Origin of the sequence: Chenggangzhangella methanolivorans (assembly GCF_042648545.1) — a bacterium.
Taxonomy (GTDB): domain Bacteria; phylum Pseudomonadota; class Alphaproteobacteria; order Rhizobiales; family Methylopilaceae; genus Methylopila; species Methylopila methanolivorans.
This window is the reverse complement of record NZ_JBHRXS010000006.1, coordinates 296,682-312,616: the sequence shown is the minus strand read 5'-3', so window position 1 is coordinate 312,616 and position 15,935 is coordinate 296,682. Positions and strand designations below refer to the sequence as shown.

8 protein-coding genes are annotated in these 15,935 nt (G+C 71.8%); 2 read left to right on the top strand and 6 right to left on the bottom strand.

What is annotated here, in order from left to right; all coding sequences use genetic code 11:
• Window positions 1-120 precede the first annotated feature (120 nt).
• On the top strand, window positions 121-2,052 hold the full coding sequence (locus tag ACFOWB_RS12630; RefSeq protein ID WP_378148808.1) for a DEAD/DEAH box helicase: 1,932 nt from the start codon (window positions 121-123) through the stop codon (window positions 2,050-2,052).
• 38 nt (window positions 2,053-2,090) lie between these two features.
• On the opposite strand, the gene ACFOWB_RS12625 is transcribed toward ACFOWB_RS12630, so the two are convergent.
• Entirely contained in the window at window positions 2,091-3,296 is a 1,206-nt protein-coding gene (locus ACFOWB_RS12625) for a GNAT family N-acetyltransferase (protein ID WP_261402567.1), read from the bottom strand.
• 137 nt (window positions 3,297-3,433) lie between these two features.
• On the bottom strand, window positions 3,434-4,612 hold the full coding sequence (locus ACFOWB_RS12620; RefSeq protein ID WP_261402566.1) for a vWA domain-containing protein: 1,179 nt from the start codon (window positions 4,610-4,612) through the stop codon (window positions 3,434-3,436).
• A 291-nt stretch (window positions 4,613-4,903) separates the two neighbouring features.
• On the opposite strand from ACFOWB_RS12620, the gene ACFOWB_RS12615 reads away from it, so the two are divergent.
• Complete coding sequence (locus tag ACFOWB_RS12615) at window positions 4,904-12,325, top strand: apolipoprotein A-IV repeat region-like domain-containing protein (RefSeq protein WP_378147625.1); 7,422 nt, start codon at window positions 4,904-4,906, stop codon at window positions 12,323-12,325.
• Window positions 12,326-12,660: 335 nt separating this feature from the next.
• Here ACFOWB_RS12615 and ACFOWB_RS12610 read toward each other — a convergent pair whose 3' ends face one another.
• The 4 genes from ACFOWB_RS12610 to ACFOWB_RS12595 all read right to left on the bottom strand — a co-directional run bounded on the left by ACFOWB_RS12610 (window position 12,661) and on the right by ACFOWB_RS12595 (window position 15,931).
• Complete coding sequence (locus ACFOWB_RS12610; RefSeq protein ID WP_261402561.1) at window positions 12,661-13,155, bottom strand: DUF6644 family protein; 495 nt, start codon at window positions 13,153-13,155, stop codon at window positions 12,661-12,663.
• Between the two features lie 169 nt (window positions 13,156-13,324).
• Entirely contained in the window at window positions 13,325-13,672 is a 348-nt protein-coding gene (locus ACFOWB_RS12605; RefSeq protein ID WP_378147622.1) for a DUF6152 family protein, read from the bottom strand.
• A 94-nt stretch (window positions 13,673-13,766) separates the two neighbouring features.
• Window positions 13,767-14,354, bottom strand: a complete 588-nt coding sequence (locus ACFOWB_RS12600) for an ABC-type transport auxiliary lipoprotein family protein (protein WP_378147620.1) — start codon at window positions 14,352-14,354, stop codon at window positions 13,767-13,769.
• Window positions 14,351-15,931, bottom strand: a complete 1,581-nt coding sequence (locus tag ACFOWB_RS12595) for an MlaD family protein (protein ID WP_261402559.1) — start codon at window positions 15,929-15,931, stop codon at window positions 14,351-14,353. The genes ACFOWB_RS12600 and ACFOWB_RS12595 overlap by 4 nt, the downstream gene beginning before the upstream one ends.
• Between the last annotated feature and the right edge of the window lie 4 nt (window positions 15,932-15,935).

Sequence of the window (15,935 nt, the reverse complement as noted above, 5' to 3'; positions counted from 1 at the left end):
ACCTGTATGGGAGCCGCAATCCCTGATCCGAGCCGATCCCATTCGCGCCGCGTCGCGTGCGCCGGTTCGCTCATGTCCCGAAGGCGAACCGTGAACATCCTCCCCGAAACGTCGCCGCTGATGCGCGCGTTGACCGAGCGCGGCTATGCGCAGCTGACCCCCGTGCAGAGCGCCGTGCTGGAGCCCGAGGCCGCAGGCCGCGACCTCCTCGTCTCGGCCCAGACCGGGTCCGGCAAGACCGTCGCCTACGGCCTCACGCTGGGCGAGACCCTGCTCCAGGGCGCTGAGACGCTCGGTCAGGCCGCGAGGCCGCTCGCGCTCGTGGTCGCGCCGACGCGCGAGCTCGCGATGCAGGTCGAGCGCGAATTCGTCTGGCTCTACGCCGCGGCGGGCGCGCGCATCGCGGCTTGCGTCGGCGGCATGGATCCCCGCTCGGAGCGCCGTCGTCTGGAGCACGGCGCGCACATCGTCGTCGGCACGCCCGGGCGCCTGCGCGACCACATCACCCGCGGCGCGCTCGATTTGTCGGCGCTCAAGGCTGTCGTGCTCGACGAGGCCGACGAGATGCTCGACCTCGGCTTCCGCGAGGATCTCGAATTCATCCTCGAGGCCGCGCCGGCCGAACGCCGCACCCTGCTGTTCTCCGCGACGCTTCCCGACGCCATCGTCTCGATCGCGCGCCGCTTCCAGCGCGACGCGTTCCGGATCGCGACCGTCGGCGAGGCGCGCGCCCATGCCGACATCGAGCACCGCGCGATCCGCGTCGCCCCGCGCGAGAGCCACGCCGCGGTCGTCAACGTGCTGCGCCAGCAGGACGCCGCCGCCGCGATCGTGTTCTGCACCACCCGCGAGAGCGTGCGCCGGCTGCACCAGCATCTCGCCAAGCGCGGCTTCTCCGCGGTCCTGCTCTCCGGCGAGCTCGGCCAGGGCGAGCGCAACCGCGCGCTGGAGGAGATCCGCGACGGCCGCGCCCGGGTGTGCGTGGCGACCGACGTCGCCGCCCGCGGCATCGACCTCGCCAATGTCGAGCTCGTGGTCCACGCCGACCTGCCGCATGACGCCGAGACCTTCCAGCATCGCAGCGGCCGCACCGGCCGCGCGGGCCGCAAGGGCGTCAGCGTTCTGATCGCCCCGGCCTCGCGCCGCCGCAAGGCCGAGCTGCTGTTCAGCGACATCGGCGTCACGCCGATCTGGAGCGCCCCGCCGTCCGCCGCCGAGATCCGCGCCATGGACGAGGAGCGGCTCGCCGCCGACCTTGCGGGCTCGGCGCCTGCGAGCGACGACGAACTCGCCCGCGCCCGCGCGCTGCTGGAGCGCGGCGGCGCCGAGGCGGTCGCGGTCGCGCTGCTGCGGCTTCAGCGCGCGCAGTTGCCGGAGCCCGAGCGGGTCGAGGACGTCGGCGATTGGGCGGCGCCGCGCCAGCGCGCTCGGCCGGAGGGCGGCGCGCGCCCGGACGGCGGGACCCGGCCGGACGGCGGCGCCCGTCTCCATCGCCGCGAGGAGTTCGGCGACGCCGTTTGGTTCCGCCTCGGGGTCGGCCGCAAGCAGAACGCTGACCCGAAGTGGCTGTTGCCGATGCTGTGCCGCCGCGGCGGCGTGACCCGCGACGAGATCGGCGCGATCCGGATCTTCGACCGCGAGACCAAGGTGGGAATCGCCGCCGAGGCCGCCGAACGCTTCGCCGCCGCCGCGCTCGGCACCGAGAAGGGCGACGTCGTGATCTCGCGCGCCGACGACGCCGCGCCGGAGGCTCCGCCGCGTCCGAGCCGAAGCTGGGCGCCGAGCACCGACGTCATCGCAAACGCTCCGCGAGCTCCCCAAGGCCCGCGCAAGGACGCAGGCGACCACCGCGCCGGCGAGCGTCCGGGCAAGCACAAGCCGAAGTTCCGCGGCGGCGACCGGCCGCATGGGGACCGGCCCCATGGGGATCGGCCGGGGACGGCCGACCATGGCGTGGGCAAATCCTTCGCCAAGCCCCATCGCGCGCGGCCGACGCTTGGCGCGCCCGTGAAATCGGGACATCCGGCCAAGAAGCGCGCCGGCGGAAAGTGACGTGAGCGGCCGGCGCGCGCTTTGCCGCGCCAGCTCTTTCACCTGATCCCGAGCGCCGCGGCGGCGCGCGCGGCGACGCGGCGGACGACGGGCGGCAGGCCGTCGAGCGAGCGGCGAAGCGCTGGCCGCAGCGTCCCGTGCCAGGGGCCGGCGTAAAGCCGCCCCTTCCAGCTCATCGGCGCGACGAAGTCCCGGACCGCGACCGCGCCGGTCGACCATTCGCGCTTGTAGCGGTCGGCCGGAGCGAGCAGGTCGTAGGTCTCGAGCCCTTCGGCCTTGGCCCAGCCGAGCGCGTCCTCCATCACGACCTTGCCGGGGCTTGCGCCCGCGAAGTCGTGGACGACCGCGCCGAGATAGGCGTGGAAGCGTCGGCCGCGCACCAGCCCGACCTCATAGGCCGCGGGCGCTCCGCCGACCGACAGCCGCGCGACCACGAGCGACGCGCCCTCCACCGGGTCGCGCCCGGCCTCCTGCAGCAGCGCCAGCGCCGCGGGATCCTCGATGACGCGGCTGAAATGCCCGTTGCGCGCCAGCCAATCGCCCTTCACCCGGAACGCCTCGGCGAGCGGGCCGACCGCCGCCTCGCCGCGGAAGACCTCGAAGGCGAGGTCGCCGCGCTCGGCGAGCCGGCGCCGCGAGCGCGCGCGTTCGCGCCTGTGCTTGGCGCCCGCCACCTCGAGCAGCAGGGTCGAGACGTCCGCGGCGCGGGTGAGGTCTGCGTAAGGCGCTTCCGCGCGCACGGCGTCGGCGCGGGTCATGGCCGCAAGCGCAGGGGTGAGCGGAGACTCAGCCCTCACCCGCCGGAAATCGAAGAGATGGACGCCTTCGGCCTCGGCGATCGCGCGCAGCGCGAGGCCCACCAGCCGGCGCGGCGCGTCGGCGGCGAGCAGCGCGTCGGAATATTGCGTGACGGGATCGCCGAGCGCCGTGCCGATCGTGACGCCCGCGCGCCGCAGTAGGACGACGGCGACCGCGGCGGCCGGACGGCCGAGCCAATGCGCGACCGCGACCACCACCTTCTCGCCGCGCGCCTCGTGGAAGCGGGCGGCCGCGAGCGCGTAGCCGAAGCCGAGGAAGGCCGCCGTATCGCCTGCGCGTCCCGAGATCTCGCGCCAGTCCGCCTCGAGCCCGCCGAGGCCGGCCGCGCCGCGCGCGATCGCGACGCCGTCGCTGTCGCCCTGCTCGGCCGCGTGGACGCGCGTTCCGATCCGGGGTTCGGGCAGATCGATCGAGGCGAAGGCCATCGGCGCTCCGGCGGCGGAGGAAGGTTCGGCCGGACGGTCGGACCCCGTGCGGATCCGATGCGTCTCGGGCAGAGCCGCCGGATCCGCTCCATCATAGCGCCTGTCGCCTTCCCGTCGCCCCAATCCTTGATCTTTCGTTAACGCGCGAGCTGGCGCATCGCGGCCTCTAACCCCTCGAGAGTGAGCGGATGCATCCGCCCGCCCACGAGATCGCGCACCATTCCGACCGACGCGGTCCAGTCCCATTGCGCCTCGGGCAGAGGATTGATCCAGGCGAGCTTCGGAAACCGGTCGACGAGACGCGTGATCCAGACCTGCCCGGCCTCCTCGTTCATATGCTCGACCGAGCCGCCCGGGACCATGATCTCGTAGGGACTCATCGAAGCGTCGCCGACGATCACCACGCGCCAGTCCGGAGACAGGCCGCGCAGCACGTCGAAGGTCGGCGTCAGCTCGGCGCGTCGGCGGCGGTTGTCCTTCCACAGATGCTCATAGACGCAGTTGTGAAAATAAAAGTGCTCGAGCCGCCGAAACTCGACCCGCGCGGCGGAGAACAGCTCCTCGCAGACCCGGACGTGCCAATCCATCGAGCCGCCGACGTCGAGCAGCAGCAGCACCTTGGCGCCGTTGCGCCGCTCGGGCCGCATGTGGACGTCGAGCCAGCCCTGCCGGGCCGTGCCCTCGACGGTGGCGTCGAGGTCGAGCTCGTCCGGCGCGCCCGAGCGTGCGAATCGGCGAAGCCGGCGGAGCGCGATCTTGATCGCGCGCGTGCCGATCTCGGCGGTGTCGTCGAGATCCTTGAACTCGCGCTTGTCCCAGACCTTCACGGCGCGGAAATTTCGGTTTCCGTCCTGCCCGATGCGGATCCCCTCGGGATTGTAGCCATAGGCCCCGAAGGGCGAGGTCCCGCCCGTGCCGATCCACTTGTTTCCGCCTTCGTGCCGGCCCTTCTGCTCCTCGAGCCGATGCTTCAGCGTCTCCATCAGCTTGTCGAGCCCGCCCATGGCCTCGATGGCGTCGCGTTCGGCCTGGCTGAGGCTCCGCCCGAGGCCGCGCGCGAGCCATTCGGGCGGGATGTCGGCGGAGGACAGCGCGTCCTCGAGCCGCTCCACGCCCCTGAACACTTCGCCGAAGGCGCGGTCGAACCGATCGAAGAATCGCTCGTCCTTTACGAGGCATGTGCGGGCGAGCGCATGCAGCCCGTCGATGTCGGCGGCGCCCAGCCCGCGGCCGAGGGCGTCGAGGAAAGCGAGATGCTCGCGCAGCGAAACCGGCACGCCGGCGCTCCGCAGCGCGTCGAAAAACCTCAAGAACATGCGCGGCTCCGGGGCGCGAGGCTCCATATGGTTAACAAGACGTTAACGATGTTTGCCAAATGCCGGATTCCACTGTTCTCTAGAGTTAAGATCGCCGGTAGCATTCTCGGCGCAGGAGTATGCCCCGTCGGGCGAAGCGGCGCACGTCGGGGCAAGGAAGGGCTTAGGCCAAGACAAATTTCGTCAATGATCGTCGTATCTTGAGAGAGCTCCTCAAGGCGTTGCGCGATCTTTGGCGGTCTTGGCCCGGCCAGAGTTAGTGTGTGTGGCGTGCGGCGCGAGGCGACGATCATGGCGAATGCGACCCCGGCGAAAGATCCGGCCGAAGCGGCTCTGTCCGCGATCGAGGAGGCGCTGAACCTCGTCGCCCCGGACGCGAAGGCGACGGTGGAGGCCCCGAAAGCCGAGGAGCGCGCCGCTCCGGCGGTCGAGGCCAAACCCGCCGACGCCCCGCGGGCCGAGGCCGCAAAGCCGGCCGAACCCGCCAGGACGACCGCGGCCGAGCGCCGCGCCGCGCTCGAGCGCGGCCGCCGCGCCCCCGCCAATGACGACGCCCGCTCCTTCGCCCATCTCGTCTATGCGCTGCAGCGCAAGCCCTCGCGCGCGCCGTTCTTCGCCGCCACGCTGGTTTCGCTCGCCTGGGCGGCGCTCGCCGCGATCTACGCCGCGACCGTGATCGGCCTTGGAACGAGCGAGCTCGATTTCGCCGACCGCGGCGTGCAGGCCCACCTCGCGGTGACCATCCTCGCGACGCTCGCGCCGATCGTCGTCTTCTTCATGATCGCGATGATGTCCTGGCGCGCGCAGGAGATGCGCCTCGTCGCCCGCTCCATGACCGAGGTCGCGCTGCGCCTCGCCGAACCCGACACGGCGTCGTCGGAGGCCGTCTCCTCGCTCGGCCAGGCGGTCCGCCGCGAAGTCGCCGCCATGGGCGACGGCATCGAGCGCGCGGTCAGCCGCGCCGGCGACCTCGAACAGCTCGTACGCGGCGAGGTCTCGTCGCTCGAGCGCTCGTTCCACGAGAACGAGGTCCGGGTCCGCACCCTCATCGAGGAGATCCAGGCCCAGCGCGAGGCGATCGACGGCAACGCCGAGAAGCTGCGCGAGACGATCGCAGGCGCCCACGACCTGCTGGCGCGCGACCTCAACGCCGCCGCGGGCCTCCTGTCCGACAACATCACGAGCTCCGGCCAGCGCGTCACCGGCGACCTCAGCGCCAAGACCGACGAGATCACGACCGCGATCCTGCGCGCGGGCGACGACATGCTCTCATCGATCGCGGGACGCGGCTCGGAGATGATCGAGCGGCTCGCGGCCAGCGGCTCCGAGATCGCGCGCGATCTCGACGAGGTCGGCCGCTCGCTCTCCACGACGATCGCCGAGCGCTCCGACGCCGCCCGCGTCGCGCTCGTCTCCTCCAGCGAGACGCTGGTGCGCTCGATCGACGACCGCTCGATGCTGGTGGTCGACCGCCTGACCGCCGCGAGCGCCGAGTTCGACGGCCGCGTCGAGCGCTTCTCGTCCGAGACCGCGAGCGCGATCGAGCTGCGCGGCAATTCCGTCGTCAGCGAGATCGAGCGCGCAGGCGCCGCGATCGCCGACCAGCTGGCCGAGCGCGGCGACGCCATCGTCGACCAGCTCGACCGCACGGGCCTTGGCGTCGGCGACCGCTTCGCCGGCCGCGCCGAAGAGCTCAACGCCGCGCTCGCCGCCGCCGGCGCCGCGTTCCACGAGCGCATCTCCGAACGCTCCGACGAGGTTCTGACCGCCCTCGACTCGCGCTCCCGCGACATCTCCGACGCCCTCGCGGGCGTGGGCGCCGAGTTCCACGAGCGCATGACCTCGAGTTCCGGCGACCTGATCGAGCGCCTCGACACGCGCTCGCGCGACATGACCGAAGCTTTGTCGACCGCCGGCGCCGATTTCGAGGCCCAGCTGTCGGCCCGTTCGGGCGAAGTCCTCGCGGCGCTGGGCTCCCGTTCGCGCGAAATGTCCGACGCCCTCGCCGGCGCCGGCGCCGCGTTCGACGAGCGCATGACCGTCAGCTCCGGCGAGCTGATCGATCGTCTCGACGCCCGCTCGCGCGACATGTCCATGGCGCTCTCGACCGCCGGCGCCGATTTCGACGCCCAGCTGTCGAACCGCTCGGGCGAAGTCCTCGCGGCGCTTAGCGCCCGCTCGCGCGAAATGTCGGACGCGCTGGCCGACGCCGGCGCCTCCTTCCACGAGGCCGTCGAGTTCCAGTCGCGCGGCGTGATCGACCAGCTCGGCGAACGCTCGCGCAACCTGATCGAAACGCTGAACGCGACCGCCGAGTCTGTCACCGCATCCTTCGCCGAGCGCGGCGAGCGCTCGATCGAGGCGCTGGCGACGACCGCCCAGCGGCTGTCCGACGACTTCGCGGCCCGCGGCGCAAGCTTCACGAGCGACCTCGACCGCACCGGCTCGGACGTCTCCCAGCGCTTCGCCGACAGGTCGGACGTGGTTCTGCGCGACCTCTCCGAGCGCGTCGCCGACGCGACCGCCGCTCTCGGCTCGCTCGCGGTCGAGGTGCGCGAGGCGCTCGCCCAGCGCGCCGCCGACGTCACCGAGGCGCTCAAGGCTGCGAGCGATCGCGTGGTCGACGACCTCACCCAGCGCGGCTCCGAGATCACCGGCCGTCTCGACGAGACCGGCTCGCGCCTGACCGACGAGATCGGCGTCCGCGGCTCCGACCTCGCCGACCGGCTCGCCGAGGCGAGCGCCCAGATGCACGAGGCGATCGTCGTCCATGGCGGCGAGCTCGAGCGCCGCTACGCCGACGGCGGCGAGCGCATGGCGACGCTGCTCGAGGCCCAGGGCCTCGACGTCGCGGCCCGCATCACCCGCGCGAGCGACCGTGTCTACGAGGCGGTGGTCGACCGCAGCGCCGCGATCGAGAGCGACTTCGGCGCCGCCGGCGCCCGCATCGTCTCGGCGATCGACGGCCGCGCGGCCGAGGTGCGCGACTCGATCGAGGCGGTCGGCGTGACGATCGCCGACGTGCTTTCCGAGCGCAGCCAGATCCTGCTCAACAATCTCGGCGACAGCGCCGAGCGCATCCACGAGATCGTGGTCACCCGCGGCGGCGAGCTCGAAAGCCGCCTCGCCGCGACGGGCGACAAGCTCGGCGAGACGATCGACGCGCGCGCCGTGGCGGCCGAGGCGGCGTTCGACGCCGCGACCGGCCGGATCGGCTCCAGCGTCGAGGACCGCCTGCGCGCCTTCGAGGAGCGTCTCTCGACGACCGGCGCCTCCGTCGCCGACATCATCGCCGACCGCGGCGGCCGCCTGACCATCACGCTCGGCGACACGGCCGAGCGCATCCACGACACGATCGTCACCAAGGGCGCCGATCTCCAGGCGCGGATGGCGGCGAGCGAACAGCGCCTCGTCGCTTCGATCGGCGACCGCTCCGACGCCGCCGAGGCCGCGTTCCGCGAGGCCGACGAACGCGCCGCCCGCGGCTTCGCCGAGCGCATCGCCGCGTTCGAAACCCGCTACGACGCCGCAGGCCAGACGCTGGGCGACCGCCTCGCGGGCGAAATCTCCAACGCCGAGCGCATGCTCGCCGACGCCGCCTCCCATGTCGCGACGAGGCTCGAGGACGGCGCGTCCTCGGCCCGCGCGACGCTTGAAGGCTCGGTCGAAGGCTTCGGCGGCCAGCTCGACCAGCGCGTCTCCGCGATCCGCGAGCAGCTCGATCGCGTGGCGACCGAGATCGGCGTGCTGATCGGCCAGCGCGGCGAGAAGGTCGGCGAGGCGCTCGCCATCGCGGCCCGCGAGCTCTCCGACGCCATTTCGGCGCGCGGCGGCGAGGTCGGGGCAAGCTTCGCGACCCAGATCGCCGCGCTTGACGAGATCGTCACCCAGCGCGGCGGCGCGCTCGCCGATCGGCTCGGCGTCGAAGGCCGGACGGTCGCCAAGCGGATGGACCAGCGCATCGCCGAGATGGACGGCAAGTTCGGCGAGTTCGACGGCGTCCTCGCCGGCCGCCTGTCGGGCTTCGACGAGCGCCTCGCCGCCTTCGACCAGTTCACCCAGGACCATGTCGCCGGCCTCGAGGCCAACGTCCAGCGCGCCGGCCGCGACATCGAAAGCCGGATCTCGGCCTTCAGCGACGTCAGCCGCGTCCATCTCGAGACCCTCGACGCCCAGGCCGCCAAGGCCGGCCGCGACCTCGCGAGCCGCATCGCGGCCTTCAGCGACGCCAGCCGCGCGCATTTCGAGACCCTCGAAGCCCACGCCGACAAGGCCGGCCAGGAGATCGAGACCCGCATCACGGCTCTCGGCGAGGCGAACCGCGCCCACATCGAGAGCCTGGAGGCGCAGGCCGCCCAGGCCGGGCGCGACATCGAGACCCGCGTCGTCGCCTTCGGCGAGGCCAATCGCGCCCATGTCGAGATGATCGAGACGCAGGCGGCCAAGACCGGCCGCGAGATCGAAAGCCGGCTCGCCGCCTTCGGCGAGGCGGCCCGCGTCCAGCTCGACGGGCTCGACGCCCACGTCACGCGCGCCGGCGGCGAAATCGGCGCCCGCATCGCGGCCTTCGAGGACGCCTCTCGCGCCCAGGGCGAAGCGCTCGACGCCCGCCTCCTGCGCACCGCGACCGAGATCGACCAGCGCGTCACGGCCTTCGACGGCAAGATCACCGAGCTTGACGGCCGTCTCGGCCAGATGGACGGGGCGATGGCCGACCGCGTGTCGGCGATCGACGCCAAGGTCGCGCTTGTCGACGAGACGATCGGCCAGCAGATCGGCCGGATCGACGCCAAGGTCGGCACGCTCGACCGCGTGATCGGCGAGCGGCTCGGCTCGTTCGACTCCCGCGTCGCGGCGCTCGACGCCGCGCTCGGCGAGCGGCTCGAGAGCTTCTCGGGCCGCGTCTCGGCGCTCGACGAATCGATCGGCAGCCGCGTCGGCGCGCTGAACGAGCGCGCAGGCGCCATGGGCGACGCCATCGCCGAGAGCTTCCAGAACCTCGACGAACGCGCCCAAAAGCTCACCCGCTCGGTCTCGCTCCATGTCGCGAGCTTCGACTCCAAGGCGTCCGAGCTCGAGCGCACCCTCGCCGAGCGCGCCGACGCCTTCGGCGAACGCGCCTCGGACCTCGACGGTCAGCTCGGCGTGCGCTTCCAGGCCTTCGACCAGCAGATGTCGGCCCGCATGGGCGACCTCGCGCTGTCGCTCGAGAGCCGCATGACGCGCATCGACGACGGCCTGTCGTCGCGCACCCGCACGCTCAACGAGACGCTCGCGCAGCGCACGCTCGAACTCGCCCGCACGCTCGGCGAGGGCTCGAACGGCGTCGCGGCCCTGCTCTCGCAGCGCGCCGCCGAGTTCGCCGCGACGCTCTCGGCGCGCACCGACGATCTCGTCGCCTCGTTCGACGGCAAGGCGGAAGCGGTCAATCGCGCCCTCGGAGCCAAGGCGATCGAGGTCGGCGACACGCTCGACACCCGCATCGCGCGCTTCGAGATGACCGTGCTCGGCCGCCTCGACAGCGTCAGCACGGCGCTCGACGAGCGCGGCGCGGGCGTCGCGGGCGAGCTCGCCGGCCGCGTCGACGAGGTCACCCGCGCGCTCGGCGAAGCATCGACCCGCGTCGAAGGCGGCCTCTCCCGCCTCGCCGAGGGCGTCGCGGCCGAGATCACCCGCCGCATCGGCGAGCTGTCCACGGCGCTCGACCAGAGCGGCTCGGGCCTGCTCGAACGCATCCAGACCCATGGCGGCGCGGTGACGCGCGAGCTGTCGGTCGTGGGCGAAGGCGTGGTGGGCCGTCTCGACGAGCGCGCCGCCACCCTGATCGAGACGCTCGGCGTGCGCGGCGACGCGCTGCGCGAGACCGTCGAGGCGCTGAACAGCGACCTCATCGCGACCTTTGAGACCCGCGGCGCCTCGGCGATCGCCAATCTCAACCAGGTCGCCGACCGCCTGCGCCTCACCGCCCAGCGCCTCGGCGAGACGATGGGGGTCGAGACCACCAAGGCCGTCGAGCTGCTCGACGGGTCGTCCTCCAAGCTGCAGGACGCCGTCACCGAGGCGACCTCGACGCTCGCCCGCACGATCACGCGCGAAAGCAAGCGCGCGGTGTCCGAGCTCACCGAGACGCAGACGGCGCTCACCGGCGAGCTCGCCGAAACGCTCGCCCGTCTCGGCGAGGCCAACACCAGCCTGCAGTCCCTGCTCGACAACGCCGGCCGCAAGCTCGGCGCGGTCGAGACCGACCTTGCGAGCCGCGTGAACGCCTTCGAAGAGATCATGGCGGACATCGCCGAGACCACCACCCGCACGGGCGACCGCGTCGGCGGTCAGGTGGCCTCGCTCCGCGACGTCTCGGTCGGGGTGCTCGAGCGCGTCAGCGACGTCGCCCGCCAGCTCGAAAGCCAGACCGGCGCGATCACCCGCGTGATCGAGACGCTCGACGGCGCGCAGGGCCAGCTCGCCGGCCAGCTCGAGGAGCGCCGCGGCGCGCTCGACACGCTGTCCTCTTCGCTCGGCGAGAAGGCCAAGGAGCTCGGCACGGTGCTCGAGGGCTTCTCGACCACGATCGACGCCTCGCTCGCGCGCTCCGAAAAGCGCGCCCGTCAGGTGGCCGAAGGGCTGGCGGCGCAGGTCGGCGCCACCACCCAGTCGATCGCCGGCGAGTTCGAGAAGGTCCGCACCTTCTCGGAAGGCGAGCGGCAGAAGACCGCCGTCGCGTTCAAGGCGGCCAATGACGAGGCCGCGCGCGAGCTCGGCCGCATGCTCACCGACACCACCACGCGCTTCGGCGAGGTGTCGCGCGAGATGCGGACCATGACGGTCTCGATCCAGTCCGAGCTCGACAAGACCCGCGAGCAGCTGCGCCGCGGCGTGCTCGAAATGCCGAAGGAAGCCGAGGAGAACGCCGCCGAGCTGCGGCGCGTGGTGGCCGATCAGATCAAGGCGCTGAACGCGCTCGGCGAGATCGCCGCGCGCCACGGCGCTTCGTTCGACGTCGCCGAGCGCCCGGCCCGCGCGGCCGCTGCGGCGGCCGTCCCGGCGGCCCGCCCGGCCCCTGCGCCCGCCGCGCGTCCCGCGCCGCAGCCGCAGGCTCAGGCGGCCCCCGCCCCTGCCCAGCCTGCTCAGGCCCCGGCTCCGGCCGCTCCGAAGCCGCAAGCGCAGGCCGCAGCGCCTGCGCCCGCCCCTGCGCAGAAGCAGGCGGCCCCGGCCCCGGCGAAAGCCCAGGCTCCGGCTGCTCCCGCGAAAGCCGCCCCACGCATGCCGCGCGGCGACGACAACGCCAGCTGGATCTCGGGCCTGCTCGCCCGCGCGTCCCAGGACGACGACGGCGAAGGCGAGGCGCAGCTGAAGCCGCAGTCGCAGACCCTGGAGGCGCTCGACAGCCTGTCGGTCGACATCGCCCGCATGATCGACCACCAGGCGGTGGCCGAGCTCTGGGACCGCTACCGCCGCGGCGAGCGGGGCGTCTTCACCCGCCGGCTCTACACGCTGCAGGGCCAGCAGACATACGAGGACATAAAGCGCAAATACGCCGCGGAGCCTGAGTTCCGCACGACGGTCGACCGTTACGTCGCCGAGTTCGAGAAGCTGCTCGAGGAGGTCGCGCCCAAGGGCTCCGACGACGCCCTCGCGCAGACCTACCTCACCTCGGAGACGGGCAAGGTCTACACCATGCTGGCCCACGCCGCGGGCAAGTTCGAGCAGCGCTGAAACCAACAGCTCGATTGAAAACAAGGCCCGCCGGACAGACCGTCCGGCGGGCTTTTCTTTTGCGCGCGGCGGCGCGAGCGAATGGAGCTGGACCAAGGAGCTGCGTGCTTCGAGACGCCCGCGAAAGGCGGGCTCCTCGAGCCATGAGGGGCAGGGCTGGACGCCAGAGACCAGAGCAGTCCTCATGGCTCGAGGATGGACGGCGTCTTAAAGCGCGCAGTCCGCCCGTGCAGCGTCATGCCCGCGTCTTCGCGGGGATCCACGACTTCGGCGTCGAGCTCGACGATCCCAGAAAGTCGTGGAGGCCCGGCCGCCGCCGGGCATGACGGCGGCGCTCACAGATAGGCGATCATCCGCCCGAGCCCTGCGACCGTGAACCAGATCACGATCGAGGCCGCGGCCTGGGCCCTCCCCCGCGCGGCGGGCGCTGAGTCCCAGCCGACGAGGCGGTCGCCATAGGCCCGGCGGAACGCGAGCGCGTTCAGGAGGCCGAGCGCCACGAGCGCGAGCTTGGCGATCATCGTCGGGCTGGTCGAAAGCGCCTTGGCGTCGGCGAGGAACAGCAGCGGGCCGGACGCGATCGCGAGGATCGCGCCGGCGACCGCGAAGGGCGTCACGAACTGCGAAAGCCCCTCGAGACCGACGAGCCGTCGGCCGACGCCCAGCACCCGAAGGTCGAACAGCAGGATCGGCCCGACCAGCAGCGTCAGCCCGAGCAGGTGGACGAGATTCGCGACCGGATAGGCGACGGCCGACTGCCGCATGAGGACGCCGGCCCAAGTCGCCTCGAGCGCCGCCGCCCATTCGGGCGCCTGGGCGGCCTGCTCCATCTCAGCGTCCCTGCCGATGGCGCGATGATGTCAGGACGAACCGCCACGTCATGCCCGCGTCTTCGCGGATATCCACGACTTCGGCGTCGAGCTCGACGATCCCGGAAAGTCGTGATGGCCCGGCTGTCGCCGGGCATGACGGCGTGAGCGAATGAGATCGCATCGCGCTCTAGCGCAGCTCGACCGTCTTGCCGCCGGCCGTGATGCGCTCGACCCGCATCTCGTTCTTGGTGCGGTTGGACGGGTAGCCCTCGACCTTCACCGTCTTGCCGACCGCGATGTCCTCCTCCTTGAGGCCGCGCGCGCTCATCCGCGAGGGCGGCGCGAGCACCGCCTCCCAGCGCTGGCCGCCATGCTGGAGGAACACCGAACCATGCGGGTTCGAATAGGACGACTCCACCACCGGCCCCTCGATGACGAAGGCCTTGGACGAATCGTAGGCCGACCAGCCGTGATGGGCGAGAGCCGGCGTCGCGATCACGGCGGAGAAGGCCGCGAGCTTCAGGGACGAGCGCATGGAAGACCTCCGTCGCGCGAATGGCGTCGGAGGGTGAGGTCGGTCGCCGGTCGCCCACGGCAACCCGCCGGCGATGACGCCTGCGTGAGAGGGCTCAGGAGGTCCGGCGCGTCCGCCAGCTCACGAGATCGGTCAGAACCTCCGAAAGCGCCTGGTCGAGCGCCTGGCTCGCGGACGCGCCGGAAATCGCGCCGACCGGGCGCGCGGCCTGGAACACCGCCGCGGAGACGATGCGCCCCGTCTTGTCGTTGATGAACTTGGCCGAGATCTCGACACGCGCCTGCCCCGTCGCGGCGTCGATCTCGAAGGCGCGGATCTCGGTCACGAGCTGGTAGTCGACCGTGAGGCGGTCGCCGGGCCGGCCGACCGAGGTCATGCGGCCGGAGTTCTCGTAGGCTTCGATCATCTTGGACTGCACGAGCTTCGGCAGCCGGTCGGACCACTGCGCGTCGGGCAGGAACGTGACCTCGCCGGCGTTCGGCTTCACCACGATGCGCTGGCCGTCGATGGTCGCGACCGCGACGGGCTCGGCGACCACCAGGTTTCCGCGAACGCCGCCGGCGGCCGCGACCCGCGCCGGGGCGTTGAGGTCGAAGGTCTGGGGGGGCTTGGAGGACGAGCAGGCCGCGAGCGAAAGCGCCGCGCCGAGCACGGCCGCGAACCGGAGCGAAGACGTGATCATCGGCCGCGATACTCCGGAACGCCGCCCTTGGTCCCGAACAGGAACTGTTGCGGATTGCGCCTGATGTCCCCAAGGACGGAATCGAGATTGTTAAGGGTCCGCCGGCCGTCGGCGATGAAGCCCTGAAGGTCGCGCTGGCCCGAGCTCGAGAGCTTCGAGATGCCGGAGGCGATCTCGGCGGTGCGGCCGTCGAGCTTGAGCGCGAGTTCGCGGATCGCCTGGCTGGTCTTCTGGAAGTCGGCGATCGCGCCCTGCGCCTCGCCCGAGCCGACGAGTTTCTTGGCGTCGTCGAGCAGCGAGTCGAGCTTGTCGGCGGTGCCGGTGAGGCGGCCCGAAATGCCCCTGGCGTCCGCCATGATCTGGTCGACCGTCTGGCTGTTGCGGCCGAGCGCCTCGGCGAAGCGGTTGATGTTGTCGACCGTGGAGCGGACCTTGTCGCCGTCGACGGCCGAGACCGCCCGGTCGATGCTCGCGATGGTGCGGTTGATGGTCGGGCCGTCGATCGAGGTCATCAGGCCCGAGAAGCCGTCGACCGCACGGTTGATCTTCTCCGGGTCGATCGCCTGGATGGTGCGGTTGGCGCTGCGCGAGGCCTCCTCGATCGAGGCGATGGTGGAGTTCACCTTCGCCGGATCGACCGACTGAAGCACCTGGTTGAAGCGCTCGACGGCGGCGTTGACGGTCCTCGGCTCCACCGCCGCGACGATGCCCTGAACGCGGCTCAGCACCTCGTCGACCTTCTGGCCGGAGCCGCGGAGCTGCTCGGCGAGGCCGGCGACCTGCGCCATCGCCTTCTCGACGTCCGGCCCCGCCTTGCGCAGCGAGTCCGTGAACGCGACCGCATTGGTCATGGTCTGGTCGACCTTGTTGACGTCGACGGCGCGCACGAGGTTCTGCACGTCGGTGACGAGCGGCACCAGATTGTCGGCGAGGTTGCCGATCTGGCGCGCCGCCACGCCCGTGTTCTGCATGAAGCTCTTGAGGTCGTCGGAATTGGCCGCGAGCGCCGCGGTGAACTGCTCGACGTTCTGCAGCGAGCGCTCGATCGAGCCGCGCGAATTGCCGACCAGCCCCTGGATGTCGCCGAAGGTGGTCTGCGCCTGCTGCAGCACGTTGCGCGCGCCTTCCAGGATGTCCTGGAAGGCGGAAGCCTCCGCGACGAGGATCGGGGCGTTGTTGGGGTCGCCCGACTCGGTCGTCACCAGCGGGAAGCTTTCCGCCGTCTGCGAGCCGCCGGTGAGCTGGATGACGGCGCCGCCGGTCAGACCCGTCATTTCGAGGCGGGCGCGGGTGTCGGTGCGGATCGGGGTGTTCTTGAACACCTCGACGCGCGCCACGACCTTGGCCGGGTCCTGCGGATCGAAGTTCAGATTGGTGACGTCGCCGACCCGGATGCCGTTGAACAGCACGCCGGAGCCGGGCGTCAGCCCCGAAACCGCGCCCTCGAACTGCACGCGGTAGATCGCGCGCTCGCGGCTTTGGCCTGCGGCGGCGAACCACCAGACGAAGCCGAAGGCGCAGGCGACCACGAGCAGCGTGAAGGCTCCGACGACGACGTGGTTGGCGCGGGTTTCCATGGTC

Excerpts from the sequence above, each read along its gene's own strand:
- ACFOWB_RS12625 (WP_261402567.1), bottom strand. The coding sequence starts at position 3,296 with ATGGCCTTCGCCTCGATCGATCTGCCCGAACCCCGGATCGGAACGCGC.
- ACFOWB_RS12630 (WP_378148808.1), top strand. The coding sequence starts at position 121 with ATGCGCGCGTTGACCGAGCGCGGCTATGCGCAGCTGACCCCCGTGCAG.
- ACFOWB_RS12595 (WP_261402559.1), bottom strand. The coding sequence starts at position 15,931 with ATGGAAACCCGCGCCAACCACGTCGTCGTCGGAGCCTTCACGCTGCTC.
- ACFOWB_RS12610 (WP_261402561.1), bottom strand. The coding sequence starts at position 13,155 with ATGGAGCAGGCCGCCCAGGCGCCCGAATGGGCGGCGGCGCTCGAGGCG.
- ACFOWB_RS12620 (WP_261402566.1), bottom strand. The coding sequence starts at position 4,612 with ATGTTCTTGAGGTTTTTCGACGCGCTGCGGAGCGCCGGCGTGCCGGTT.
- ACFOWB_RS12615 (WP_378147625.1), top strand. The coding sequence starts at position 4,904 with ATGGCGAATGCGACCCCGGCGAAAGATCCGGCCGAAGCGGCTCTGTCC.
- ACFOWB_RS12600 (WP_378147620.1), bottom strand. The coding sequence starts at position 14,354 with ATGATCACGTCTTCGCTCCGGTTCGCGGCCGTGCTCGGCGCGGCGCTT.
- ACFOWB_RS12605 (WP_378147622.1), bottom strand. The coding sequence starts at position 13,672 with ATGCGCTCGTCCCTGAAGCTCGCGGCCTTCTCCGCCGTGATCGCGACG.